The sequence below is a fragment of the Janthinobacterium foliorum genome, assembly GCF_978021625.1.
This window is the reverse complement of record NZ_CDXDQE010000017.1, coordinates 117,340-141,079: the sequence shown is the minus strand read 5'-3', so window position 1 is coordinate 141,079 and position 23,740 is coordinate 117,340. Positions and strand designations below refer to the sequence as shown.

The 23,740-nt window shown below is 61.7% G+C and carries 23 protein-coding genes, 1 tRNA gene and 1 pseudogene; 15 read left to right on the top strand and 10 right to left on the bottom strand.

The features are described from left to right. Positions 1-446: pseudogene (locus tag ACZ92H_RS26945) on the top strand (hypothetical protein); the annotation flags it as partial. Positions 447-744: 298 nt separating this feature from the next. Here the strand turns inward: ACZ92H_RS26945 and ACZ92H_RS26940 are convergent. The 3 genes from ACZ92H_RS26940 to ACZ92H_RS26930 are packed head-to-tail and all read right to left on the bottom strand — an operon-like array spanning position 745 to position 2,255. Then, complete coding sequence (locus ACZ92H_RS26940; RefSeq protein ID WP_465051568.1) at positions 745-1,404, bottom strand: hypothetical protein; 660 nt, start codon at positions 1,402-1,404, stop codon at positions 745-747. Positions 1,405-1,452: 48 nt separating this feature from the next. Beyond that, positions 1,453-1,803: a hypothetical protein gene (locus ACZ92H_RS26935; RefSeq protein WP_139143185.1), complete on the bottom strand. Its 351-nt coding sequence runs from the start codon at positions 1,801-1,803 to the stop codon at positions 1,453-1,455. Then, the gene (locus ACZ92H_RS26930) at positions 1,800-2,255 is read right to left on the bottom strand and encodes a helix-turn-helix domain-containing protein (protein WP_465051570.1); all 456 of its coding nucleotides are present in this window, start codon (positions 2,253-2,255) and stop codon (positions 1,800-1,802) included. The genes ACZ92H_RS26935 and ACZ92H_RS26930 overlap by 4 nt, the downstream gene beginning before the upstream one ends. Before the next feature lie 80 nt (positions 2,256-2,335). Between ACZ92H_RS26930 and ACZ92H_RS26925 the strand changes: the two genes are divergently transcribed. The 10 genes from ACZ92H_RS26925 (at position 2,336) to ACZ92H_RS26880 (ending at position 7,563) form a co-directional block, all read left to right on the top strand. After that, positions 2,336-2,539: a ribbon-helix-helix protein, CopG family gene (locus ACZ92H_RS26925; RefSeq protein ID WP_070292041.1), complete on the top strand. Its 204-nt coding sequence runs from the start codon at positions 2,336-2,338 to the stop codon at positions 2,537-2,539. A gap of 10 nt (positions 2,540-2,549) precedes the next feature. Next, entirely contained in the window at positions 2,550-2,753 is a 204-nt protein-coding gene (locus tag ACZ92H_RS26920; RefSeq protein WP_070292043.1) for a hypothetical protein, read from the top strand. Positions 2,754-2,800: 47 nt separating this feature from the next. After that, the gene (locus ACZ92H_RS26915; protein WP_070292047.1) at positions 2,801-2,989 is read left to right on the top strand and encodes a hypothetical protein; all 189 of its coding nucleotides are present in this window, start codon (positions 2,801-2,803) and stop codon (positions 2,987-2,989) included. Further along, positions 2,986-3,249 carry an Ogr/Delta-like zinc finger protein gene (locus tag ACZ92H_RS26910; protein ID WP_071079002.1) on the top strand — a complete coding sequence of 88 codons (264 nt, stop codon included), beginning with the start codon at positions 2,986-2,988 and terminating at the stop codon, positions 3,247-3,249. The genes ACZ92H_RS26915 and ACZ92H_RS26910 overlap by 4 nt, the downstream gene beginning before the upstream one ends. A gap of 120 nt (positions 3,250-3,369) precedes the next feature. Then, complete coding sequence (locus ACZ92H_RS26905) at positions 3,370-3,771, top strand: hypothetical protein (protein ID WP_465051571.1); 402 nt, start codon at positions 3,370-3,372, stop codon at positions 3,769-3,771. A gap of 101 nt (positions 3,772-3,872) precedes the next feature. Further along, entirely contained in the window at positions 3,873-4,226 is a 354-nt protein-coding gene (locus ACZ92H_RS26900; RefSeq protein ID WP_034745810.1) for a hypothetical protein, read from the top strand. Then, a complete protein-coding gene (locus ACZ92H_RS26895) occupies positions 4,216-6,051 on the top strand; it encodes a replication endonuclease (protein WP_465051572.1) in 1,836 nt (611 codons plus the stop codon). The genes ACZ92H_RS26900 and ACZ92H_RS26895 overlap by 11 nt, the downstream gene beginning before the upstream one ends. Beyond that, complete coding sequence (locus ACZ92H_RS26890) at positions 6,048-6,200, top strand: hypothetical protein (protein WP_465051574.1); 153 nt, start codon at positions 6,048-6,050, stop codon at positions 6,198-6,200. The genes ACZ92H_RS26895 and ACZ92H_RS26890 overlap by 4 nt, the downstream gene beginning before the upstream one ends. Further along, positions 6,194-6,970: a hypothetical protein gene (locus tag ACZ92H_RS26885; RefSeq protein WP_465051576.1), complete on the top strand. Its 777-nt coding sequence runs from the start codon at positions 6,194-6,196 to the stop codon at positions 6,968-6,970. The genes ACZ92H_RS26890 and ACZ92H_RS26885 overlap by 7 nt, the downstream gene beginning before the upstream one ends. After that, complete coding sequence (locus ACZ92H_RS26880) at positions 6,967-7,563, top strand: hypothetical protein (protein WP_465051577.1); 597 nt, start codon at positions 6,967-6,969, stop codon at positions 7,561-7,563. Before ACZ92H_RS26885 ends, ACZ92H_RS26880 begins: the two co-directional genes overlap by 4 nt. Positions 7,564-7,706: 143 nt before the next feature. On the opposite strand, the gene ACZ92H_RS26875 is transcribed toward ACZ92H_RS26880, so the two are convergent. The 6 genes from ACZ92H_RS26875 to ACZ92H_RS26850 all read right to left on the bottom strand — a co-directional run bounded on the left by ACZ92H_RS26875 (position 7,707) and on the right by ACZ92H_RS26850 (position 14,781). Further along, positions 7,707-8,888 carry a tyrosine-type recombinase/integrase gene (locus ACZ92H_RS26875; protein WP_465051578.1) on the bottom strand — a complete coding sequence of 394 codons (1,182 nt, stop codon included), beginning with the start codon at positions 8,886-8,888 and terminating at the stop codon, positions 7,707-7,709. 194 nt (positions 8,889-9,082) lie between these two features. Then, a tRNA-Ser gene (locus ACZ92H_RS26870) sits at positions 9,083-9,172 on the bottom strand. A 147-nt stretch (positions 9,173-9,319) separates the two neighbouring features. Then, entirely contained in the window at positions 9,320-11,365 is a 2,046-nt protein-coding gene (locus ACZ92H_RS26865; protein WP_465051580.1) for a putative bifunctional diguanylate cyclase/phosphodiesterase, read from the bottom strand. Position 11,366: 1 nt separating this feature from the next. Then, positions 11,367-12,455: an EAL and HDOD domain-containing protein gene (locus tag ACZ92H_RS26860; RefSeq protein ID WP_465051581.1), complete on the bottom strand. Its 1,089-nt coding sequence runs from the start codon at positions 12,453-12,455 to the stop codon at positions 11,367-11,369. A gap of 307 nt (positions 12,456-12,762) precedes the next feature. After that, positions 12,763-13,398: a response regulator transcription factor gene (locus tag ACZ92H_RS26855; protein WP_131378885.1), complete on the bottom strand. Its 636-nt coding sequence runs from the start codon at positions 13,396-13,398 to the stop codon at positions 12,763-12,765. Between the two features lie 12 nt (positions 13,399-13,410). After that, positions 13,411-14,781 carry a cache domain-containing protein gene (locus ACZ92H_RS26850; RefSeq protein ID WP_465051582.1) on the bottom strand — a complete coding sequence of 457 codons (1,371 nt, stop codon included), beginning with the start codon at positions 14,779-14,781 and terminating at the stop codon, positions 13,411-13,413. Between the two features lie 243 nt (positions 14,782-15,024). Here ACZ92H_RS26850 and ACZ92H_RS26845 point away from each other — a divergent pair, with 243 nt between their 5' ends. The 4 genes from ACZ92H_RS26845 (at position 15,025) to ACZ92H_RS26830 (ending at position 22,615) form a co-directional block, all read left to right on the top strand. Next, the gene (locus tag ACZ92H_RS26845; RefSeq protein ID WP_131378887.1) at positions 15,025-17,085 is read left to right on the top strand and encodes a carbon starvation CstA family protein; all 2,061 of its coding nucleotides are present in this window, start codon (positions 15,025-15,027) and stop codon (positions 17,083-17,085) included. After that, positions 17,085-17,285, top strand: coding sequence for a YbdD/YjiX family protein (locus ACZ92H_RS26840; RefSeq protein WP_010396213.1), 201 nt, complete (start codon positions 17,085-17,087; stop codon positions 17,283-17,285). Before ACZ92H_RS26845 ends, ACZ92H_RS26840 begins: the two co-directional genes overlap by 1 nt. Positions 17,286-17,589: 304 nt before the next feature. Then, positions 17,590-20,454: a hybrid sensor histidine kinase/response regulator gene (locus ACZ92H_RS26835; RefSeq protein WP_465051585.1), complete on the top strand. Its 2,865-nt coding sequence runs from the start codon at positions 17,590-17,592 to the stop codon at positions 20,452-20,454. A 1-nt stretch (position 20,455) separates the two neighbouring features. Further along, a complete protein-coding gene (locus ACZ92H_RS26830; protein ID WP_131378889.1) occupies positions 20,456-22,615 on the top strand; it encodes a putative bifunctional diguanylate cyclase/phosphodiesterase in 2,160 nt (719 codons plus the stop codon). Here the strand turns inward: ACZ92H_RS26830 and ACZ92H_RS26825 are convergent. Beyond that, on the bottom strand, positions 22,584-23,717 hold the full coding sequence (locus ACZ92H_RS26825; RefSeq protein WP_465051588.1) for an esterase-like activity of phytase family protein: 1,134 nt from the start codon (positions 23,715-23,717) through the stop codon (positions 22,584-22,586). The genes ACZ92H_RS26830 and ACZ92H_RS26825 overlap by 32 nt on opposite strands. Between the last annotated feature and the right edge of the window lie 23 nt (positions 23,718-23,740).

Genomic DNA, 23,740 nt, shown 5'->3' with positions numbered 1-23,740 from the left:
TGGGCAATCCGGCCGTGTTCCCGCAATCGCCCGTAACGGTGAAAGGCTTCAAACCCGAGATCGACGCCACCGACTGGCTATCGGTCAAAGTCACGCACAACCTGGGCGGCAACGGCTTTACTACGCGTGTGGAGTTTGAAACGAAGACGGAAGCGGTCGACGCTGAGCGCGAAGACGAGAAAGACCCGGACGAAGGCATCACGGGCGTGGTGGCCAAGTGGAAGGACGTGGCGAGGAAAAAGAAACAGACAGGCCAGGAAATGGCGGGATCAGTGGGCAATCTCAAAACGTTGGAGCATCTATATACGACCAAACAAAATGCAGAAAGCGCCGTCAAAAAGGCATGGAATCGCCTTCTGGAAGTACGCGACATCATCCAGGAAAACAGCGAGCGACCTTGGGTGCCAGGTAAGGAACCGTCCAACCAGATCGCGGAAGCAGTATGAATTCAATTACACGGAGAGAAGTATGAAAGAGAACAATCAAAACACAATAGATACAGGCGAGACAGAGCGCGAAGAAAATGAGATTCGTAATCACATCCACCGCCAGATACTTGGAATATCAGATCAAGTTCATTCCAAAAAAATCTGGCGTAAGATTCTGGCGGATGCCAGTCCTGAGTCCATTGCTACCGCCCTTAGCACACAGCTCACACATTTCAACTATAGAGAAGTTCACCGCTGCAAATGCTGCGGACGGTGCAGTTATCCGTGCACCTGAAACGGAGAAATACAATAAATCCTATTTTTTTTCGCTAAGGGACCAGCGTGGACTCCCTTCTGGCCCGTTGTTCATGCACTCACGTATTGATCCGTTCGGCATCTTGATAGAGCTTCCCATCGAGTATCCCTTTCCATCAACCAGGCAACTTGTCTCTACGGACGATTTGGGCGCAGTGCCGACAGCGGAAGGCAACCACAGCCAGCCGCAAAACAGGATCGCTCCCACCAGCAAGGTCGATTGCGCCACGACAATTGCCCGTATTCGCTTGATTTCGGCTTGGTGACGAGTGCAGGCGTGGCACGGTATCGCTGGTTCCACCTCCACGCGCGGAGGAGTAACAAGCGCTACAGCGGACACAGGAGCACTTTGCTGCGCAACAATACGGGCATCGAGCAATTCCATGGCCGCCATGTACTTATCCCCAGGGAATGCATCCATGTTGGCAGCGCCGAAACTATTCAGCAACACTCGATAGACATTCAGTGGAGACCCTCCTTCCAGCGCGACCAATGCCTTGACCTTGGCCGTTACGTCTTGCCGCTGTAACTTTGTCAGCGGCTGAAATTCAGTTTTTGAGCCTATCGTGAGATTTACTACGTTGCTTTGGCGCGGCGCCTCATTCAAGTCGCCCATCACGGCATTGCTAACATCCCGTTTAAATTCTACTTTCTCTGCCATTTTCCCAATCCAACTCTATTTCTCGCGAGCCCCTACGATGCTCCTGGCCTATTTTTTTACTTTTCTATAGTTCGGCTCAGCAATATGAATCCCATTAACCGCACCTTTAACCGAAACAGGAACCGCCTCGATAAGAGGAGAATTTTCAACAGTGATCACTTTCAGCCTATCACCAGGGCCTGTTAGTAAGCACCGCTTTGAATCAAACAGTGCCTGCAATCGAGTCTGCTCCCCAGCGCTCGCGAATTTAAACCCTGTAATCAAATCTTCAGCAGATATGCAAGCGATAGTAGGTGCTATGGGTTCCACAACATCCTCCGCCTTAAATTTTGATGGGCCAGCAAAAACACTTGACACTCCAAAGCCTAAAGCAACTACCAGCAATATTTTTTTCTTCATTTAATGGTCTTTTTATTGGCAACATTGACCGTCAAGGGGCCGGCAACATCACCATTAACCTGGTGTCCGACTGCTCCTTTGATTGTAATTTTTTGCTTGCGCTGAGTCTGCGCAACTGCCGCTGCAACTGGAGTTGACGCAGTTCCTTCTGTCATTCCCTCAACCAGCCCGAGCAGACGCAACTTTCCTCGAAGGTCTAACTTCCGAAAGGCTAGCAGCAACTCGCTTTCCTCTGCCGGTAGCTCGTCCGAAGATGGCGTGCCATGCAATAAAAAGTGGGAATCCACTCCGGCCCCGCAAACAGCTATCAGGTAGTCAGAATCCGGCTTCCTAGAGCCACTCTCATAATTTAATTGCGTGTCTTTTGTCACGCCAGCAAGGGCAGCAAACTTCTCTTGGCTCAAGCCCAAACGCTTTCGTTCGGCGCGAAGACGATCTTTGAAATACGACATATGACCACTTTTTTATTTGACATGTGGACGTTCGTCCACTATAGTTACGCCATCCTGTAGCGATTACACATCATAACATTATGAAAAACGTATCCAAAATCGGGCGCACTGCCAAGGGCGTCACTTCGCAGCCTTTGGGCGTCCGCTTGTCGCCTGATGAAGTACTGGAGGTCGAAGCCATTGCCGCCGAGCAAGAACGGTCCCGAGCCTGGTTATTGCGCTTCCTGATCTTGCGCGGCCTCGCCGACTACAAGCGCGAAATCGCTTCCCAAATCACCCACTAAGGACGACGCCATGTACCCAGATGCAAAACGTATCCGAAACCACCGCGTCATGTTGCGCCTGGACGATTACGAACACCAGCTTGTTTCCTCGCTCGCAGATTACCAGGGCGAAGCGCTTGCGGTGCTGGTGCGTCAGATCGTCATGCGCGAAGCCTTGGCAGTTATTGCAGGTGACGAAGCCAACATCGACAGCGTACAGCTTCGCAGTGCTTAATCCGAGACACTGAATAGTAACTTTTAAGCAACTGCAAAGCTACCCACATGCCAGATCACCAAATTAATCTCAATGACGACGAGCGCGCGCTGCTAGAAATCGTGCGCCAACGCCAGGGGCTGGCAAGTATCGATCAGGCGGCTGAATGGCTCGTCAAGTCGCGCTTACGCAAGCAGGCAAAAAACATGACAGGTCGCGGTCGCGCCCTGTACCAAGTGGAAAGAAAGCTGAAATGAGAGTCATCGGCCTGCCCTGCCCGCATTGCGAATACACCGTCCGCGCCGTCAAAAGCCGCACGATGTCCGCCATGTTCAAGGAAATCACCTACATGTGCCAGAACCCCGACTGTGGGCACTCTTTCGTGGCAGGCCTGGAAGTGCTGCGCACCCTCTCGCTGTCCGCCATGCCCAAGCCGGATATCCGCATTCCGATGTCCCAGCATGCGCGCACGGCAGCCACCAGCCAGCTGGCCCTGGACCTGACTGCGGGCTGCTGATGACTATCCCGCTCCTCGCGCAGCCGTAACCCGGCCGCCGTAACTCCCCTCTTTTGCTGTGCCCTGCAGCGCTCCTTTTTGAGCGTGCGGGATTCGTTCAACCTGAAATAAGGAAAACCGATGGAAACCACACTGCACGCCGCCAAGAAATCCGCCACTCTTTCCGCACCCTGCGGTGCCCGCCCTGCCCCGCAACAATGCGTTGTTCCGGTGGCTCCAGCTTGCTTCCTGCTCCAAGCCAGCGCTGGCGCCAGCATCGACGCGCTGTCCTATTCCATCCACGAGATTGCAAAAACCTATCATGCCTTCGGCGCCGCCAATCTCACCTTCATCATCAGCGATGCGCAAGCGCTGAACGTTGCGGGCTTTTTCACGCCTAGCCACCAGCGTGTGCTCGTCGGCAAGCTACCCATCGAACTGCACTTCATGTTTGCCAGCGAACACGGCGTCCGCCACTGCAATGGTTCCTCGCGCACGCTCTCCTATTGGGCTGAATATTTTTCAAGGCAAGGGGCACGCTAATGCTGCGCCTGGCCAAAACCTGCGGCATCTGGCTGCTGTCGTTCCTGATCGTCATTGCTCCCGGCGTGCTGCGGGCCATTGGCTTCATCAAGGACTGAATCATGCCGGCGTCCCTTATCGACAATCACCTGTCCTTCCAGCCTGCCGCCGAAATTCTGGCCGCGCGCGACAAGGACATGCCGACGCCGCCGGGCGCCGGGCATGCGCTGGCCGCCATCGCCGAAGCCAAGGCCCAGTTGCGCAGCATCAAGCCGCGCAACCTGGCGCCCTTCATGGCTCAGGCCTGGGGATTGTCGCCGCGTGGCGCGCGCCGTTCCGTGTTGATCGCCGCCGGCATGGACGCCGACCGCTGGGAGTCGCCCATCCACTCATTTACCGAGGAAGAGCGCATCGAGCTGCGCGCCGCCACCTCTGCCGCTATCCGTGTGTACGAAAGACTGTTGAATGCCATCTAAAGAAATTCTCAAGCCAGCCCAACGCCACGAGGCGTTTTTGCGATCCCCGTACTTCGCGCCCGAGCTGGCCCGTATCCCGTTCAAATGGCGCAACCGCGTCATCACGGCCGCCATGGCAAAAATGGCCTGGTCGTCCTGGTACAGAATCTATGAATCCATCGCCAGCAGCTTTGTGCGCGAGTTCGCCGAGCAGTACGTGCCGGCCGGCGTCGACCTGTCGCAAAGCGATGCCGACATCGTGGCCACCGCCGAGCGCGCGGCGGACGGCGTGACCAAAATGCTGTGGATGGCCGTGTCCGACACGCACGCCCTGCAGATCATGGAAGACGAATGCGCTTCGTATGGCATCGAGCTGCCTGAGTTCGACACGATGACCGACACCATCGCCCGCCTGGTGGATGCACGTTGGTGGCGCCGCCAGTTGCGCAAGCGGGTCAAGCGCGCCTTTGAGGCCGGCAATATCCGCCTGGGTTACGTGAACTATCGCGGCGAACCCTACGCCAGCAACGATGCCGTGCTGTCGCGCCTGGCGCAGAACCGCCGCAACGCGGCCGCGCTGGCCGCCACCCTGGTGCAGAACGAGAACGGCCAGCAATTCAGCATCGCCGAGCTGGCAGAGAAAACGACGGCCAACAAGGCCATCCGGCGCGGCGAGCTGATGTTGCGCATCAACGGCTTTGAACAGATCGCCCGCGAGTGCGGCGACCAGGGCATTTTCATCACCTGGACGTGCCCATCGCGCTTCCACGCCATGCAGCACAGCGGCAAGCCGAACGACAAGTTCGACGGCTCCACGCCGCGCGAGGCGAATGCTTACTTGGGCAAGATGACATCGCTGTGCCGCTCCGCCCTGGCGCGCCGGGGCATCGGCCTGTACGGCTTTCGCATCGCCGAACCACATCACGACGGCTGCCCGCATTGGCATCTGCTGCTGTTTGTGCGCCCCACGGCGAAATACAAGACTACCCACCTGCAGGACGTGGCCGGGCGCGCCATCCGCATCATGAAGCGCTACGCCTGGCGCGTGGACCGTGGCGAACCCGGCGCCTTCGCGCGTCGCCTGGACGTGAAACGCATCGACTGGGCCAAGGGCAGCGCCGCAGGCTACATTGCCAAGTACGTGGCCAAGAACATCGACGGCGTGGCCGAGCACAAGACGAAAGAAGGCTATGTCGTCACGGCCGACACCGAAGGCGATGTCGAGCTGACGCCATCGGCGCGCGTCGAGTCCTGGGCCGCGTGCTGGGGCATCCGCCAATTCCAGCAGTGGGGCGGCGCGCCCGTCACCGTGTGGCGCGAACTGCGCCGCATCGAAGAAAGCATGCTCAACGAAGCCCCGGCCGCCATGCGCCGCGCCTGGGACGCCGTGCAAAAAATCGACGGCGAAAAGCGCGCCTGCTGGGCTGAATATCTGCGCGCCCAGGGCGGCCCCCTGGTGCCGCGCAAGGAACTGGTCGTCACGCTGGCCAAGGACGAAAAAACTGTCATCGGCCGCTACGGCGAAACGCTGCGCACCACGCCCTACGGCGTGCGCTGCAGCGATCTTGTCGGCGTGGTCTTCAAGTCCGTGCGCCATACCTGGACGCCCGTACAGGCCACAGGCGGGCGCGGGGTGGCTGTTGGGGTTGCCGTTCCTCGGACTCGTGTAAATAACTGTACGCACCCCGACCGCCCTGCCCCGGCCACGCCGCCGGCGGCGCCCGCACCAAACCTGCCTGACGAGGCAAAAACAGCGGTCATTGCCGCCTGGGCGGCCGTCAACGCCTGCCCGTGGCCCCGGCTGATCGTCCCCGACACCCCACCCCAAGAAGGAAATGGCACATGAGCACCTTTTCCGTGACCGTTCGCACGCAAACCGAACGCTTTGAATTTTTTGAGGTTGCCGCATCCAGCGGCGACGTGATCGACGCCGCCATCGACCGCTTCGGCGTGTGCGGCGTTACCGCCAAACTGAAAGGAACACGGCAATGCTGAGCACCCTGACAATTTCCAGTAAACAAGTGATCGAGACCCGATATGCGCTGCAACAACGCAGGTCTTTTCTATCTGAATTGCGGTCATCTGACGATGTAAAGATTGCGCTACAGATCGAAATGATTGCCGACATTGATGCGGTGTTGGCTCTCCTCGATATCCCCCGCACACACAAGCTCGGTATATGCAGCGAATGCGGTACATGCAGCGAATGTGGCGGATGTGACCTGAGCTGCGTGTGCGGCGAAACCGACAGCTCCAACTGTGGCAGGAACGAACACTGTATCGAAATTGGTGACCGAGTAAGCTTCGACGGAGACGAGGGGCACCAGACCGGTACTATCACCGACCTACGCCGCGACGTGAGCAATGGTGAGCTTCACGCCTGGGTGGAGTTAGAACACCAAGAGCCGGGCATATTCAAAGCTGTGCCATTCGGCGCAATAGTTCCGATCATTCCGGACTTGCACGATTTGGATCTGCTCGAATTACATTCCATTACTCCCTACATTAGTCAGGCCGCCTATGAGCCGCGAGTCGAAGCTATCGCGATCCCAGACATTAACGCAGCCTACGAACTGAAATTCGCAATTGATGATCGCGTTAAATTCTTGCAGGCCATGGTAGATGCGTCTCCAACAAGCTACTTATTTGCAAAGGCCTTGGCAGATGCAAAGAGAATGCAATCTAGTATTAACCTTGCTGCACCATGGACAGGACAGCACAAAATAGAAACCATGTTGCAGTCCCAAAATGGGAGGGTTGCATGAGCACGAAAGTGGAGGAATACAAAGAATTCTGCCGGCTGCGCGATTTCCGCAAGCCTGGCGTGGAGGTTTGCGAATACACCGAGGCAGAAGCGTTTGCAATGGTGGCAATCCGAGCTGCAGCAGGCGAACTTGCATTTCTAGCTGCACGGCACGAATACGTGATGGACAGTGCGTATCTTTTAGCAAGAGAGTTCGGCAACGGCGATGCCCCATTGGATGGCGCCATGGCATTTCGCAATTTCGCTTCAGTACTGGCAGGTCTTAAGGAACAACACCAGCTCGTAGCCCTGCAAACCTTAGCCGCCTTCAACTCGTCCAAAGCTGATGAAAGCGTTGACACGCCAGCGTTCCAGGAACTGCTGACTTGGTTTCGCGCTTCATGTGCCGATCCATACAGCAGGATTGAAACCAGGGCAGTGGAACAGACACGCCAGGCAATCATTTCCCATCTCACCACCTGGGGCGCGCAGCAACGTGAAGCGGGGCGCCTACAAGGCTGGGATCAGCGCGACGAGGCTCACAGAAAAATGGAGTTCATGAAGAATCAGCTCGACCAACATCAATGCAACCAACCCACGAAAGGAATCAAATAATGAACGAAGACCGAATTATTTACCGCCAGGACTTATACAAAATGCTGGGCGTCACTTCGGAGACGCTGCGCAGATGGGTGAAGGAGAACAAGCTGCCGCCGGCGGACGTTGCCATAACCCAGCGCACGCTGGGATGGCGCCTCTCAACGCTCCAATCCGCTGGGATCAGGCTTCTCTAGCAGCCAGTCAGCGAAGGCCTGAAGCATCACCCTGCGCTGCTTCAGGTACTCCGCGGAGTTGTAGACCCCGCGCACGCCGCCGTCCTTGTGCGCGAGCTGCACTTCAACGTGGTCCGAGTTGTATTCGTGCTCGTTGGCCCAGGTGGAACCGACCTTGCGCCAGCCGTGGCCCGTCATCTTGCCCTTGAAGCCGATACGGTGAATGAGGTAAAGAATCGCGTTTTCACTCATGGGGCGGCTACCGCCCCGGTCGTTCGGGAAAACGTAATTGCTGCCCCGCGAACGCAGCTTCATTTCAGCCAGCAGGTCCAGCGCCTGGGAAGACAGCGGCACCAGGTGCTCGCGGCCCTTCTTCATGCGCTTGCCCGGTATCCGCCAGACATCACCCTCCACTTCCGCCCAGGTCATGCGCCGCAGCTCGTCCGTGCGCGTCCACGTCAACGCCAGCAGCTTGCAGGCGAGTACAGACTGAATTTCATCTTCCAGGGCCAGGCGCTCCATGAACGGATGCACCTCGGCCAATGCCAGGGCGGCGAACCCTTCGCGCGGCTTGCGGGAAAAGGCGACCTTCGAATTGATGTTCGATGCGGGGTTCTCCTCGCAGTGGCCGTGCTGGATGGACCAGTCGAGCACCTGGCCCACCCACATGCGCACGCGCCGAACGTACACGGACAGGCCGGCGGCATCCATCGGGCGCAGCGCGGCCATCAAGTCTTCCTTGGTAATTTCACGCACGGTTTTCGCGCCCAGCGTCGGCGAGATGTACATGGCCAGCGCGCGCAATGCATTTGCCTTGTAGCCGGCACTGATGTCCGTGCGCCCGGCCCAGTAGGTATCGATGGCGGCATCAAGTGCAATGGATGGGCTGCTTGTCTTGCGCTTGGGCTTGAGGTCGTCGCCGTCGATCAGTTTCAACCGCAAAACGTCGCGGCGCTCGCGCGCTTCCTTGAGGCCGATCAGGGGATACGGGCCGATGACGGCAGTTTGCTGCTTGCCCTCGTCGTTACGATAGGCCATGCGCCAAACCTTGTTTCCGCTTGGCAGGACGGCCAGCATCAGGCCGTGGCCATCGAAGAGCTTGCGCAGCTTGCCGTCATTCGGCGTGGCGCGGCGGCAGTCTGCGTCGGTAAGCGTATTGATGGCCATGCGAAATCCTGTAGGTACGGGTTTGAGAAAAACCGCATGATACCTACATTTCAGCCTACGCGTGATTCTGTGGGATGGTTTTTGGATGGTTCCGAATCTGTGATTCGGAGGGATGAAAATCAAGCTAAGTCGTTGATTTTCAATGAAATTCGGTGGAATATAGGTTGAGTATACTCACGAAGTTTTTATGTACTTGGCGGAAGCGGTGAGATTCGAACTCACGAACAGTTTAACCCGTCGCTAGTTTTCAAGACTAGTGCCTTCAACCACTCGGCCACGCTTCCAGATGGCAGCATTATACATAAAGGTCCGTGGCTTACCAATGGCGCGTGGTCAGTGCCGCACATTTAAGCCCCAAAGCAAGCTCCGGGGGCAGACCCCGGCCCTCCGCCCGTGGGTTCCATGCCTGCGCCAGTACCCAGCCCAAAGCCTCACATGCCCCAGTTCGCCCGCAGCGCCTTTTCGAACTCCCCTGCCGGCAGGGGCCGCGAAAACAGATAGCCCTGCACCTCGTCGCAGCCCGAGCTTTTCAGGAAGGCCAGCTGTTCCGTTGTTTCCACGCCTTCCGCGATCACTTTATGGTGCAGCTGCTGGGCGATGCTGATGATGGTGCTGGCAATGGCGCAGTCGCTGGCGTCGGTGGGGATGCCGGTGGTGAAGGAACGGTCGATCTTCAGGGTATCGATGGGGAAGCGTTTTAAATAGGACAGGCTGGAATAGCCGGTGCCGAAGTCGTCCAGCGACAGGGCCACGCCCAGCGCCGTGATGCGGTCCATGATGCCGATCACCCTTTCGATGTTGTGCATCAGGGTGCTTTCCGTGATTTCCAGCTCCAGCCAGTCCGCTTCCAGGCCGTAGCGGGCCAGGGTGGCCGCTACCCTGGCGGGCAGGGCCGCCGTGAATTCGCGGGCGGAGACGTTCACGGCCAGGCGGATCGGCGGCAAGCCGGCCAGTTTCCACGCTTGCGCCTGGGCACAGGCCGCTTCCAGCACCCATTCGCCCACTTGCACCACCAGGCCCGTCGATTCGGCCAGGGGGATGAATTCGGCGGGCGGGATCATGCCGTGCTGAGGGTGGTGCCAGCGCACCAGCGCTTCGGCGCCGATGATGCGGCCGCTGGCCAGGGCGTATTTCGGCTGGTAATGCAGCAGCAATTGCTGTTCGGACAACGCTTGGCGCAGGCCGGTTTCCAGGCGCATGCGCGCCTGCATGCCCAGGTTCATGTCCTGGCTGTAGAAGGCCACGCTTTCCGCTTCGCCGCCGCTGTCCTGCTTGGCGCGGTACATAGCGATGTCGGCCAGGCGCAGCAGGGTCTCCGCGTCTTGCCCGTCCTGCGGATACACGCTGATGCCGATGCTGGCGCCCACGCGCAGGTCGTGGCCTTCGATCAAGAACGGCTCCACCAGCGAGGCCAGCAGTTTTTGCGACACCATGCTCGCTTCGAAATGCTGGCCGATGTCGAACAGGCCGACGGCGAATTCGTCGCCGCCCAGGCGCGCCACCAGGTCCTGGTCGCGCAGGGCCTGGCGGAAACGCAGGGAAACTTGCCGCAGCAATTCATCGCCGATGCGCCGGCCCAGGGTGTCGTTGATCAGCTTAAAACGGTTCAGGTCGATGAACAGCACGCAGCCGAGCATCTTGCTGCGCTGCGCCACGGAGAGGGCCTGATCCACCAGCTTGGCCAGCAGGGTGCGGTTGGGCAGGCTGGTCAGCGGATCGTAGTAGGCCAGGTGGTGCAGGCGCTCTTCGGCCAGCTTGCGCTCGGTGATGTCCGTCAGGTAGGCGATGAGTCCGATGGGCTTGCCGTCCATGTCCTGCAGCGGCGACAAGGACAGGCTGGCCCAGAAGACCTCGCCGGACTTCTTTCGGCGCCGCACCTCCATCAGGCGCCCGCCCTGCTCCAGGAAAGCGTCGTGGAAGCCCGTGTCTTCATCGTCGTACAGGAACAGGATGTTGCGGCCCACGGCTTCCACCGAGGTGTAGCCGAACAGGCGTTCGGCGCCCTTGTTCCAGCTGGTGATGTAGCCCGTCAAGTCCATCGTCAACACGGATTCGTGCAGCTGGTCGAGGATTTGCGTCTGCTGCGCCAGCAAGGCTTCGACTTGTGCGTAAGCATGGGTCGAGCGCTGCGCCAGCGAATGCACTTGCAGCACGCCAGCCGTCAGGGAGGCCAGGCTGGCCAGGTGGCGGCGGTCGGCATCGTTGTACAGCCTGCGGCCGGCCACGGCATAGTGGCCGTAGCAATGGCCGTCGAAGCTGACTTCCTGCAGCAAGGCAGGCGTGTCGCGCGCAAACGGCGCGGGCGGCGCGGCCGCATCGGCGCTAGTTGCGGGCAGGAACTGGCAATACGGGCTGGCCATCACGGCGCAGGCGATGCGGCCCAGCTCGGCCATCAGGGCGGGGCCGCGCAAGCGCACGACGGCGTCGCACAGGGCGGCGCTATCACTGAGGTAATCCGACACCGGCAGCAAGGTCATGCTACAGATTCCGGCTAACCTGGATGGCCCATTGGTAAGCCTGTAGCAGGCTGCGCCAATAAGTTTCTCCATCGATGCCGGCGCGCCGCAAGCCTTCGGGGGGCGGCGCGCTGCTTTCCACCAGCGCCAGCAGGGTGCCCAGCTCGCCGCTGCGCTCCAGCAAGGCGGCGCTGACGGCGGGCGCCAGGTTCAGGGTGGCGATGATGTCCTGCATGGGCATGCCCAGCAAAATGTCCAGCAGGGAAAACACGCCCGCCATGAAGGCCAGGTCCTGCGCGTCGCGGTCGCCGCCGCGCAGCTGGCACAGCGCTTCCATCTGCGCCGCGCGCACGGCCGCCAGCGGCAGCAGCGCGTGGATCTTGCCATCGTCTTGCTGGCGCGCATACAGCAGCAGTTGCAGCCAGCGCTGCAGTTGGCGACGGCCCAGCAAGGTGATGGCCTGGCTGAAGCTGGTGATCGGCGCCGAAAAACCGAAGGCGGCCGAATTGACCAGTTTTAACAAATGATAGCTGAGCGAGGGATCTTGCTTGAGCGGCACTTCCAGCTCGTGCGCGTCGGCATCGCGGGCCAGCAGGCCCAGCAGCGCCAGCAGGCGCTTGCGCGAGGTGGCGTCTTCTGGCTCGCTTTGGTGGCGCGCATGGTGCAAGGCATAGTCGCCGGCGAACCAGCTCACGCCCAGCTCCTGCAAGGCCGCGTGGCGGCGGGCGTCGCCGATGTTGTAGGCCAGGTGCGGCCCCGGCAAAGGCAGCAATTGATGCAGGCCCGGCAGTTCACCGGCCGCGTCGATGGCGAGCGCGCGCGCCTCGACCTGCGCCGCCGCCACGGGACCGGCGCCAGGCCCGTCGAGGACGATGCGATAGCCGGCGTCGCGCCACTGCTGGCATTTTTTCTGGATCTGCTTGTCGTCGGCGAAGTGCGCCGGCAAACGGAAAATGGTGCGGCGCGGCGCCAGTTGCGCCAATATGGCTTCGTCCACGCCATGCGGGTCGGCCAGGGGAATGATGCAGTCGAGCGGTGCCAGGAAAGCGTACGCATCTGCGGCGGCCAGCGCCGTCATGAGCGGCGCCGTCGATGGCTGCGGTACATGCAAGGTGACAGCAACCCACTCGTTATGAGCATTGGCAACTGCTTGTAATCCCACCAAAGGAAACAGGTTTGATTCAGACGCTGACATCGGTATCTCAGTGTGGGTAGGGCGCCATAGTAAATAAACTGACCAGCATTGGCAACCCTGGCCCGACAGGGATGCCATTTCGACAGCGAAGAATCATTCTATCCGAATCTCACCCGCGAAACAGTTTAATATTGGCAATAAATGTTCAAAAAAAACATTCCCCCGGAAGAGCCGCCTGCCATGCGGGTTTGAAAAAAAACACTGTGCTGCGCGCGGCTGGCGTTCAGGCGCCGCCGCCGTCGAATTGCGCGTGCTCGACCGCATATTTGATCAGTTCGGCCTGCCCTTCGATGCCCAGCTTGCGCTTGATGTTCAGACGGTGCGTTTCCACCGTGCGCACGCTCAGGTCCAGCTCGCGGGCAATCTGCTTGTTCGACTGGCCCGCCGCGATGTGCTGCAGCACCTGCTGCTCGCGCGTGGTGAGAAAGGAATCGTGCACTTGCGGACGCGACAGCTGCCGCGCCAGGGCCGCGCTGTAATAGATACCGCCGGACATGACCGTCTCGATGGCAACGACGATATCTTTCCCTGGCGCATCCTTGAGCACATAGCCGCGCGCGCCCGCCTGCAAGGCCTGCGACACATATTCCAGCTTGTCGTGCATGGACAGGATCAGCACGGCAATCTGCGGAAACGCCTGCTTGAACAGGGCCGTCGCTTCGATCCCATTCGTGCCGCGCATGTTGATGTCCATTAACACCAGGTCGACCTGGTGCAGGCGCGCCTGGGCCAGCGCCTCGTCGGCGCCGCCCGCCTCGGCCACCACGTCGAAATGCGCCACCGCTTCCAGGCGCGCGCGCAGGCCGTCACGCACCAGGGGGTGGTCGTCCACCAGCAAAATTCTGATCGTGTCGCTCATGGTTCTCTTAAATTAGTGGGTGGAAGGAAGGCCGAGCCGGGCCAGCACCAGGGTGCCGGCCGGCGAGGACGCAATGTGCAGGCTGCCGCCAATGGCTTCCATGCGTTCCGTCATGTTGCGCAGGCCAATGCCGCGCTGCGGATGCAGGGCGATGCCGTCGAAATCGAAGCCGCCGCCGTTATCCGCGATGCGCAATTCCACCGCCTTGCCCGCTTCATGCAGGCTGACCTCGACGGCGCTGGCGTGCGCATGGCGCTCGCTGTTCGTCAGCGCTTCCTGGGCGATGCGGAACAGCACGGTATTGACCATGTCCGGCAAGCCTTCGCCGGCCGTGGCCGGACTGGCCGTGAAACTGGCTTGCGCGCTGCTGCTGTCATTGAATTCGTGCACCAGGTGGTCGAGCGCGGCGGCCAGGCCCAGGTCGTCGAGGATGGCCGGGCGCAGGTTGTGCGAAATGCGCCGCACTTCGCCGAGCACCTTGTTGAGCTGCTCGGCGGCCCGTTCGAAGGTGGCTGGCGCCTTGTCCTTTTGCTCGGCGTTGCCGCCCAGGCGCGCAATGCCCGCCTCGATCTGCAGCTTGATGGACACGAGCCACTGGCTGATGCCGTCATGCAAGTCGCGCGACAGCCGTGCCCGCTCTTCTTCCTGCGACTCCACCACGCGCTGCGCCAGCACTTTCAGCTTGGCGTCGGCCACGCGCAATTCGCGCAGGTTCAGCACCAGGCCGCAGGCAGCCACGAGCAGGGAACCGAGGATGGCGATGCCGGCGATCAATTCCATGGTCGAGCGGATATTGCGCGACTGCTGGGCATCGACCTGGGCCAGCGCCTGGTCCACGTCATCCATATAGATGCCGGTGCCCATCATCCAGCCCCATTCCGGCATCAGGATCACATAGCCGAGCTTGGGCGCGGATCTGTTGGTCGACGGCTTGATCCAGTTGTAGCGTTCGAAGCCGCCGCCGCTCTTCGCCCGCTGCATCAGGCGCTGGATGGTGAGATTGCCCTCGGCGTCGCGCAAGTCCCACAGGTTCTGTCCCACCAGCTCGGGCTGGCGCGGATGCATCAGCGACTTGCCCTGCAAATCGTAGATGAAAAAATAGCCGTCGTCGCCATAGCTGAGCGAGGCGAGGATGCGCTTGGCCTGCTCTTGCGTGGCGGCATCCTTGCGCCCCGACTGGTACAGCTGCGCGATGGAATGGCTGGCCAGGGTCACGTAATGCTTGAGTTCGGCTTCCTTGCTGGCCAGGTAGGCTTGCTGGATGGTGGCGCGCTGCTGCTCGGCCAGGGTATTCGCCTGGTGCCGCACGGCAAAAGCGATGGCGCACAGGGCCAGGATCAGCGGCGTGATGGCCAGGAAGATGACTTTCTGTCTGAGTTTCATGGCCTGGCGCGCTCCGGCGGCGTCGATGCGGGTGGAAATGCGTGATTTTACGTCGCGGCGCCGTGTTCGGCCTGCGTAGTAATACTGAGCGTTACTGCGTAGTCGTGCGCTTGCCACGATTATACGGTTCCTGAATACTAGCCATAAGCTGCGGACGCACCCGATGCACACCAAACTGGCGACGACCAGGCTCGCAGCACACATCATCGCACGGCACAGCGCCCGTCAATCTCTGGAGGAAGCATGAACCGCATTTTCAAACAGCTCGGCTGGGCAGCGCTTGCGCTGGCCGGTGCCGGGTCCCTGGGCGTCGTCGCCCTGCAACGCGGCGAACCGATCAGCGCGATCTGGATCGTCATCGCCGCCGTCTGCGTCTACCTGATCGCCTACCGTTTCTACAGCCTGTTCATCGCCGACAAGGTGCTGAGCCTGGACCCGCGCCGCATGACGCCCGCCTTCAAGCACAACGATGGCCTGGACCACGTGCCGACGAATAAATATGTGCTGTTCGGCCACCATTTCGCGGCGATTGCCGGCGCCGGTCCCCTGGTCGGCCCCGTGCTGGCCGCGCAGATGGGCTACCTGCCCGGCATGCTGTGGATACTGGCCGGCGTCGTGTTTGCGGGCGCCGTGCAGGATTTCATCGTGCTGTTCATTTCCATGCGCCGCGACGGCCGCTCGCTGGGCGACCTGATCAAGGCTGAACTGGGCGAAATTCCCGGCATGATTGCGCTCCTGGGCTGCTTCATGATCATGGTCATCATCCTGGCCGTGCTGGCACTGATCGTCGTCAAGGCGCTGACGGGCTCGCCATGGGGCAGCTTCACCGTGATGGCGACGATTCCCATCGCCCTGTTCATGGGCGTGTATTCGCGCTTCATCCGCGTCGGCCGCATCGGCGAAATTTCCATCATCGGCTTTGTGCTGCTGATGCTGGCCATCATCGGCGGCCAGTACGTGCAGGAATCCGCCGTGCTGGGCCCGATGTTCACGTTCACGGGCACGGAACTGACGTGGATGCTGATCGGCTACGGCTTCATCGCGTCCGTGCTGCCCGTGTGGCTGCTGCTGGCGCCGCGCGACTACCTGTCCACCTTCCTGAAGATCGGCACCATCCTGGGCCTGGCCATCGGCATCATCGTCGTCGCGCCCTACCTGAAAATGCCGGCCATGACCAAGTTCATCGATGGCTCCGGTCCCGTCTGGTCGGGCAATCTGTTCCCCTTCCTGTTCATCACGATTGCCTGCGGCGCCGTGTCCGGCTTCCACGCGCTGATTTCCTCGGGCACCACGCCGAAGATGATTGAAAACGAAAGCCATGCCCGCTTCATCGGCTATGGCGCCATGCTGATGGAATCGTTTGTTGCCATCATGGCCCTGGTGGCCGCCTCGACCATCGAGCCAGGCATCTATTTCGCCATGAACAGCCCGGCCGCCCTGATCGGCACCACGGCGGAGTCGGCCGCGCAAGCCATCTCGCAATGGGGCTTCTACGTGACGCCGGAGATGCTGACGCAGACGGCCAAGGACGTTGGCGAGCACAGCATCATCTCGCGCGCGGGCGGCGCGCCGACCCTGGCGGTCGGCATGGCGCAGATCCTCTCGGGCGCCATCGGCGGCAAGGCCATGATGGCCTTCTGGTACCACTTCGCCATCCTGTTCGAAGCGCTGTTCATCCTGACGGCCGTCGATGCGGGCACGCGGGCCGGCCGCTTCATGCTGCAAGACTTGCTGGGCAGCTTCGTGCCAGCGCTGAAACAGACGGAAAACGTCATCGCCAACCTGCTGGCCACGGGCCTGTGCGTGGCGGCCTGGGGCTACTTCCTGTACCAGGGCGTCGTCGATCCATTGGGCGGCATCAACACCCTGTGGCCGCTGTTCGGCATCGCCAACCAGATGCTGGCCGCCATTGCGCTGATCCTCGGCACCTGCGTGCTATTCAAGATGAAGCGGGGACAGTACGCATGGGTGACGATTTTGCCCACCATCTGGCTGCTGCTGTGCACCCTGACGGCCGGCTGGCAAAAGATTTTCGACGCCAACCCGCGCGTCGGCTTCCTCGCGCATGCGAAGAAATACTCGGCGGCACTCGACGAAGGCACCCTGCTGGCGCCGGCCAAGTCCGTGGCGCAGATGCAGCAGATCATCTTCAACGACTACCTGGACGCCGGCCTGGCTGCCTTCTTCGTGATCGTCGTCGTCAGCGTGCTGTTTTTCGGCATCCGCACCATCTTGAAGGCGCGCGCCGACAGCCGCCCGAGCACCAAGGAAACGCCGTTCCAGGCCATGCCCACGGTGCAATGATGATCGACGAAATCATCAAGGCTGGACGCTACCTGGGGCAAAGCATGCGGCTGATGTGCGGCTTGCCCGAGTACGACACCTACGTGGCGCACCGGGAAGTGACCCATCCCGGCGAGCCGATGATGACGTATGAAGAGTTCTTCCGCGAACGGCAGGAAGCCCGCTACGGCGGGGCCGGCAAGCGCGGCGGCTGCTGTTAGCGGACACCTGACCCAGCCTGCTGCGCGTCGGCATAGGCGGCTTGCGATGCTCACCGTACTACAGTACGGCTGCGCTTCTCGGCCACCTCTCCCTTCCGCTCGCTACGGCTGGATCAGGTGTTGTTGCTCAGCAATAATTTGAGGGCGGTCTCGTGAGACCGCCCTTTTTATTTCCTCTCTTATAAGTTCCCCTCCCCTCTCCTCCCTTAGACCCACATCAACATCAGGGTGGGTCTTCGCGTCTATATTTTTCCAGTAGGAATTAAAAAACAGCCAACGGGTCGACCGGAGAAGCGCCGCAGCCATGTTCAATTTCCAACGCTCCAGCATCAGCCAGAAACTGACCATGATCTCGGTGCTGTCGTCGGGCTGCGCGCTGCTGCTGGTGTTCGTGGCGTTTGCGCTGACGTCCGTGCTCAGCCACAAGGATGACGAAGGCAAGCAACTGCTGTCGCTGGCGGGCGTGATCGGCGCGGCCAGCGCGGCGCCCATGTTGGCGGGCAAACCTGCGCAGGCGGAACAGGTACTGGCGGCGCTGGGCGCGCGCGACGAGATCGCCCAGGCGGCCCTGTTCGACGCCGGCGGCCGCCTGCTGGCCCAGTACCGCGCGCCGCAGCATGCGCAGGGGCTGGCGCCGTTGGCCGACCTGGCGCCGGCCCTGCTGGCCGACCTGGCAACGGAAAGCATGGCGCAAGCCACCGGTGGCAGGCTGTCGCCCGCCATGCGGCTGTACCGTCCCGTCTACTGGACGCAGGACAAGGTGCCCAAGTTCATCGGCGTCGTGCTGATCGAAGCGGACTTGAACCACATGTGGCGCGACATCGGCCGCCACGTGGGTGCCATCGGCGGCGCCACCATGCTGTCCTTCCTCATCGCCGTGTTCCTGGCGCGGCGCTTCAAGAGCGTGATCGCCGAGCCCATCACCAAACTGATCGACACGGCGCAGAAGGTCTCCAGCAGCCAGACCTACAGCCACCGCATCGCGCACCAGCGCAGCGACGAGCTGGGCGTGCTGATCGACAGTTTCAACGACATGCTGGCGCAGATCGACAGCCGCGACAGCACCCTGGCCAATTACCGCGACCAGCTCGAGCGCCAGGTGGGCGTGCGTACGGCGCAGCTGGAAAAGGCCAAGGATGCGGCGGAGGCGGCCAGCCAGGCGAAGAGCGCCTTCCTCGCCACCATGAGCCATGAAATCCGCACGCCCATGAATGGCGTGCTGGGCATGACGGAGCTGCTGCTGGCCAGCCCGCTGACGGCACAGCAGCGCCACTACACGAGCATGGTGCAGCGCTCGGGCCAGAATTTGCTGGTGATCATCAACGACATCCTCGATTTTTCCAAGATCGAGGCGGGCAAGCTCAGCGTGGAATACATCCGTTTCAACTTCCGCGAGCTGCTCGACGACATCGAGCACGTCTTCGCGCCGCAGGCGGAAGCGAAGAATATCTGCCTGGAATTCGACATCGCCAACGACATTCCCATCGCCATCTGCGGCGACCCGAACCGCCTGCGCCAGATCATCGTCAACCTGCTGGGCAACGCCATCAAGTTCACGGAAACGGGCAAGGTGACGGTGAAGGTGGAAGTGTGCAGCGAGGATGCGCCCAGCGTGGGCTTGCGCTTCGAAGTGCATGACACGGGCATCGGCGTGTCCAGCGAGGCGCAGAGCCGCATCTTTGAATCGTTCTCGCAGGCCGATGGCTCGACCACGCGCAAGCATGGCGGCACGGGCCTGGGCCTGACGATCTCGAAACAGCTGGTGGAATTGATGGGCGGAACTATCGGCGTTGACAATGCTTTAACGCAAGGCTCCATCTTCTGGTTCGAAGTAAATTTCGATAAGCGGCGCGTCGACAGCGACGACCCGTCCTTCAATCTGAAAACCACGCGAGGATTACGCGCCTTGATCGTCGACCACACCCCCGCCACGCGCGCCGTGCTGGAGCGGCAGCTGGCCAGCTGGCACATCGTCAGCGACAGCGCCGGCACGGCCAGCGACTGCCTCGAGCGCCTGCGCACGGCCGCGCAGGCGGGCACGCCGTATGCCGTGGCCCTGCTCGACATGGAATTGCCGCGCACCAGCGGGCTGGCCCTGGCCGCCACCATCAAGAGCGACCCGCTGCTGGCCGACCTGAAGTTACTGCTGCTGAGTACTGAACAGGGCGCGGCCGATCCCGTGCAGCGGCGCGAGGCGGGCGTGGCCTTCCAGCTGATCAAGCCGGCCCGTGAATGCGACCTGTTCGACTGCATCGTCACGCCGCCGCGCGCCAGCGACAGCCTGCGCATCCATCCGCCGCACACGGCGCGCCAGGTGGGCCGGCGCCAGCGCCGCCGCGTGCTGCTGGCCGAAGACAATCCCGTCAACGTGGAAGTGGCGCTGGCCATGCTCGACAGCCTGGGTCTGGACGTGGTCTGCGCGCGCAACGGCGAGGAAGCGCTGCACGCGGCGCAGGCCGAGGATTTCGACCTGATCCTGATGGATTGCCAGATGCCCGTGATGGACGGCTTCGCGGCCACGGCGGAAATCCGCCGCCATGAGCAGCAGTGCGGCCACGCGCGCGTGCTGCCCATCGTCGCCATCACGGCCAATGCGCTGCAGGGCGACCGCGAAGCCTGCCTGGCGGCCGGCATGGACGATTACCTGAGCAAGCCATTCACGCAGCAGGACCTGGGCCACACCATCGCGCGCTGGATCACCTTGCCGCGCGCGGCCACCGTGCACCACAGCGAGCAGCCGGAGATGGCAGAGCCGCCGGAGAAAGCGGACAAGCCGGCACCGCAGCAGCCAGCGCCGCCGTTGGCAACAGCGGCACTGCAGCTCAACCGGCAGGCCCTGGAAAACATCCGCGCCCTGTCCGGCACGGAGGGCGATGCGCTGCTGGAACGGGTGATCCTGGCGTTTACCGGCGAGACGCCGCGCCAGCTGGCGGCCATGCGCGAAGCCATCGTCCGGACGGACGCGGAAGCGCTGCGCAAGGTGGCGCACAGCCTGAAATCGGGCAGCGCCAACGTGGGCGCCGATGGGCTGGCGCAACTGTGCAAGGAGATGGAAAAACTGGGCCGTGCCGGCAGCACGGAAGGCGCGGCGCCGCTGCTGCAGGACATGCAGCAGGCATTCCTGGCGGTGCGCGAATCGCTGAGCGCCATCCTCGTGAAGGAACACTGACATGACAGCGCCCCTCCCTTCCCCGCGCGGCCTGGTGCTGGTGGCCGACGACGATCCCGTGATGCGATTGCTGATGCGGCAGATGCTCACGCAAGTGGGGCTGGACGTGATCGAGGCCGAGGATGGCCTGCAGGCGCTGGCCAGCTACAAGCACAGCGGGCCGGACCTGGTCATGCTCGACGTCGACATGCCGGCCCTGGACGGTTTTGCCGTGTGCCGCGAAATCCGCCGCCAGGAAGTGGGCGGCACCGTGCCCATCATCATGGTCACGGGCGGCGACGAGCTGGAAGCCGTCACGCGCGCCTATGAAGTGGGCGCCACGGATTTCATTTCCAAGCCCATCAATTGGCCCATCCTGGGCCACCGCGTGCTGTACGTGCTGCGTGCCAGCGACGCCATCGCCCGCCTGCGCATCGCCGACGCGCACAACCGCGCCGTGCTGGCCGCCATCCCCGACACCTTCTTCCGCCTCAACCGCGAAGGCTTTTATCTGGACTACGAACAGGGCCACGACGCCAGCGCGGGCTTTTCCATCGATAACTGCGTGGGCAGCCACATCCGCGACGTGCTGCCGCCCGAGATCGCCGCGCGGCTGCTGGACAAGGCGCATGCCGTGCTGGCCACGCAGCACATCGGCTCCGTCGACTACACGCTCACGCACGCCGACAGCACGCGCCACTTCGAGGCGCGCCTGGTGGCGACGGGCGCCGACGAAGTGCTGGGCCTGGTGCGCGACATCAGCGAGCGCAAGCGCACGGAAGAACAGATCCGCCGCCTCGCCTACTGCGACAGCCTGACGGGCATCCCCAACCGGCAAGCCTTCCTGGAAACCCTGGAACGGGAACTGGTGCGCTCGAAAGAACACGACAAGAAATTCGCCGTGCTGTTCATGGACCTCGATGCGTTCAAGCGCATCAACGACACCCTGGGCCACGACGTGGGCGACCATTTGCTCAAGGTGGTGTCCGAACGCCTGCGCGAAACCATCCGCCCCAGCGACCTGGTGCTGCGCGCCGAACACGAATTCGAGCCCATCTCGGGTGGCAGCAACCTGGCGCGCCTGGGCGGCGACGAATTCACGATTTTAATTCCCGACCTGGAGCGGGTGGAAGATGCGCTCAACGTGGCGCACCGGGTCAAGGAAGCCATGCGCCGGCCCTTCATGATCGAAGGACACGAAATTTTCGTCACGGCCAGCATCGGCATCTCGCTGTATCCGGAAGATGGCGAGGATTGCAATTCACTGCTGAAATATGCGGACACGGCCATGTACCACGCGAAGAACTGCGGCAAGAACAACGCCAAGCTGTACAGCTCATCGCTGACGATGGAAATCATGAGCCACGTCAAGATGGAAGTGGGGCTAAGGAAGGCCTTGCAGAACAATGAGCTGTACTTGCTGTACCAGCCGCAGATCGACGTGCCCAGCACGCAGATCGTCGGCGTGGAAGCGCTGGTGCGCTGGCGCCATCCCGAGCGGGGCATCATTTCGCCCACGGAATTCATCCCCCTGGCCGAAGAGACGGGCCTGATCGTGCCCATCGGCGAATGGGTGCTGCGCACGGCGTGCAACCAGGCCAAGGCGTGGCAAAGCGATGGCGGGCGGGCCATCCGCATGGCCGTGAACCTGTCGGCCAAGCAGTTCAAGGATGAAAACCTGATGCAGATCGTGCTGTCGGCGCTGGCCGACACGGGCCTCGACGCGCGCCTGCTGGAGCTGGAATTGACGGAAGGGACATTGATGGACGACGCGCGCGCCACCATGGTGACCCTGGAACAACTGCGCGGCATCGGCGTGTACCTGTCCATCGACGACTTCGGCACGGGTTATTCGTCGATGAATTATTTAAAACGCTTCGACGTGCGGGCATTAAAAATCGACAAGAGTTTTATCGCCGGCCTGCCGCAGGATGCGGAAAACGCGGCCATCACGCGCGCCATCATCGCCATGGCGCATGGCTTGAAAATGGTGGTGGTGGCCGAAGGCGTTGAAACGGACGAGCAGTTGCTGATGCTGGAGGAGTACGGCTGCGACATGGCCCAGGGATATTTCCTGGGCCACCCGTCGCCGCACGACACCATCACGGCCATGCTGGCCCGGCAGGCGGGCCAGGTCATCAACGTGGATGCTAGAGTACTTCGAAGGCGAGGATTTGCGTGACTTGCTGCGGGTTGAAGTTATCGTCGGAAATCATCACCAGGCTGCGGCGGCCATTCGCCAGGCGCGGCCCCCAGCTGATGCCTTCGAGATTGTCGACCCTGGCCAGGCCGATCTGTTCCAGGTCCAGCAGCAATCGCTTGCGCGCCGGCACATACGTCGCGCCCGTCAAGGCGGGCAGCGCCTGGATATCCGTGGCGCCCAGCGTCTCCATCTCGTACACGCGCACGTGGTTGGCGTAGAGGCCATCCGCGTTTGCCACGCCGGCGCGCTCCACCACCAGCACCTGATGGTCGTTCACGGCGAGGATTTCCGACACGCCATTGTCCGCCTCGCGCCCCGGCGCGGGCCGCGAGGCCACGGCGTCAAGCGGATAGGCATACTGGCCCAGCACGGCGCCGGCGCGGTCCAGGCGCGTGATGCGCACCACGGAGCCGTGGTCGGGCGTGGCCAGCGGGCCATCCTGGTACAGGGCCGCTTCCATGCCCAGCCACAAGCTCTTGCCGTCCGGCGAGAAGGACAAGCCTTCAAAACTCATGTTGTTGCGCGAGCCGACCTCTTCCTTCGAGACATTGAACATGGCCGGTGTCGGCAAGGTGGCCAGGAACTTGCCATCGCGGTCCGCGTGGCGCACGAACGGATGCAGGCCCACCTTGCGGTTGCCTTCGCTGCTGTACCAGACGCTGCCGTCGCGGGGGTCGGCGCGGATGCTCTCGATATCGGCCACTTCGTCGCCCTTGTCCAGACGCGCGTGCGCCAGGTTCGGATAGCGGCTGCCGTCCGGCTGCGTGAAGAAATGCACGCTATTCAAGGTCACACCGGAGAATTTCTCGCTGTCGTAGGACAAGGTGGCGCGGTAGAAGCGGGCCGGATTGATTTCCGAGCGGTCATCGCTTTCCATCACCCAGGTAGCGCTGGCCGCATCGTAATCGATGCCGGACAAGCCGCCCACCGTCGTGCCCTCGAACGGCTGCTTCAGGGCGATGCGCTGTTCGCCGATCAGGCGCAGGCCGGCGATCGGCGCATCGCGGGGGATGCTGGCGCAGGCGGAGAGAAAGATGGCGGCGGATGCCAGGGCAAGCGCGGTGCGGAACAATGGAGGCATGATCGGTATCAAATAAGTCGGGA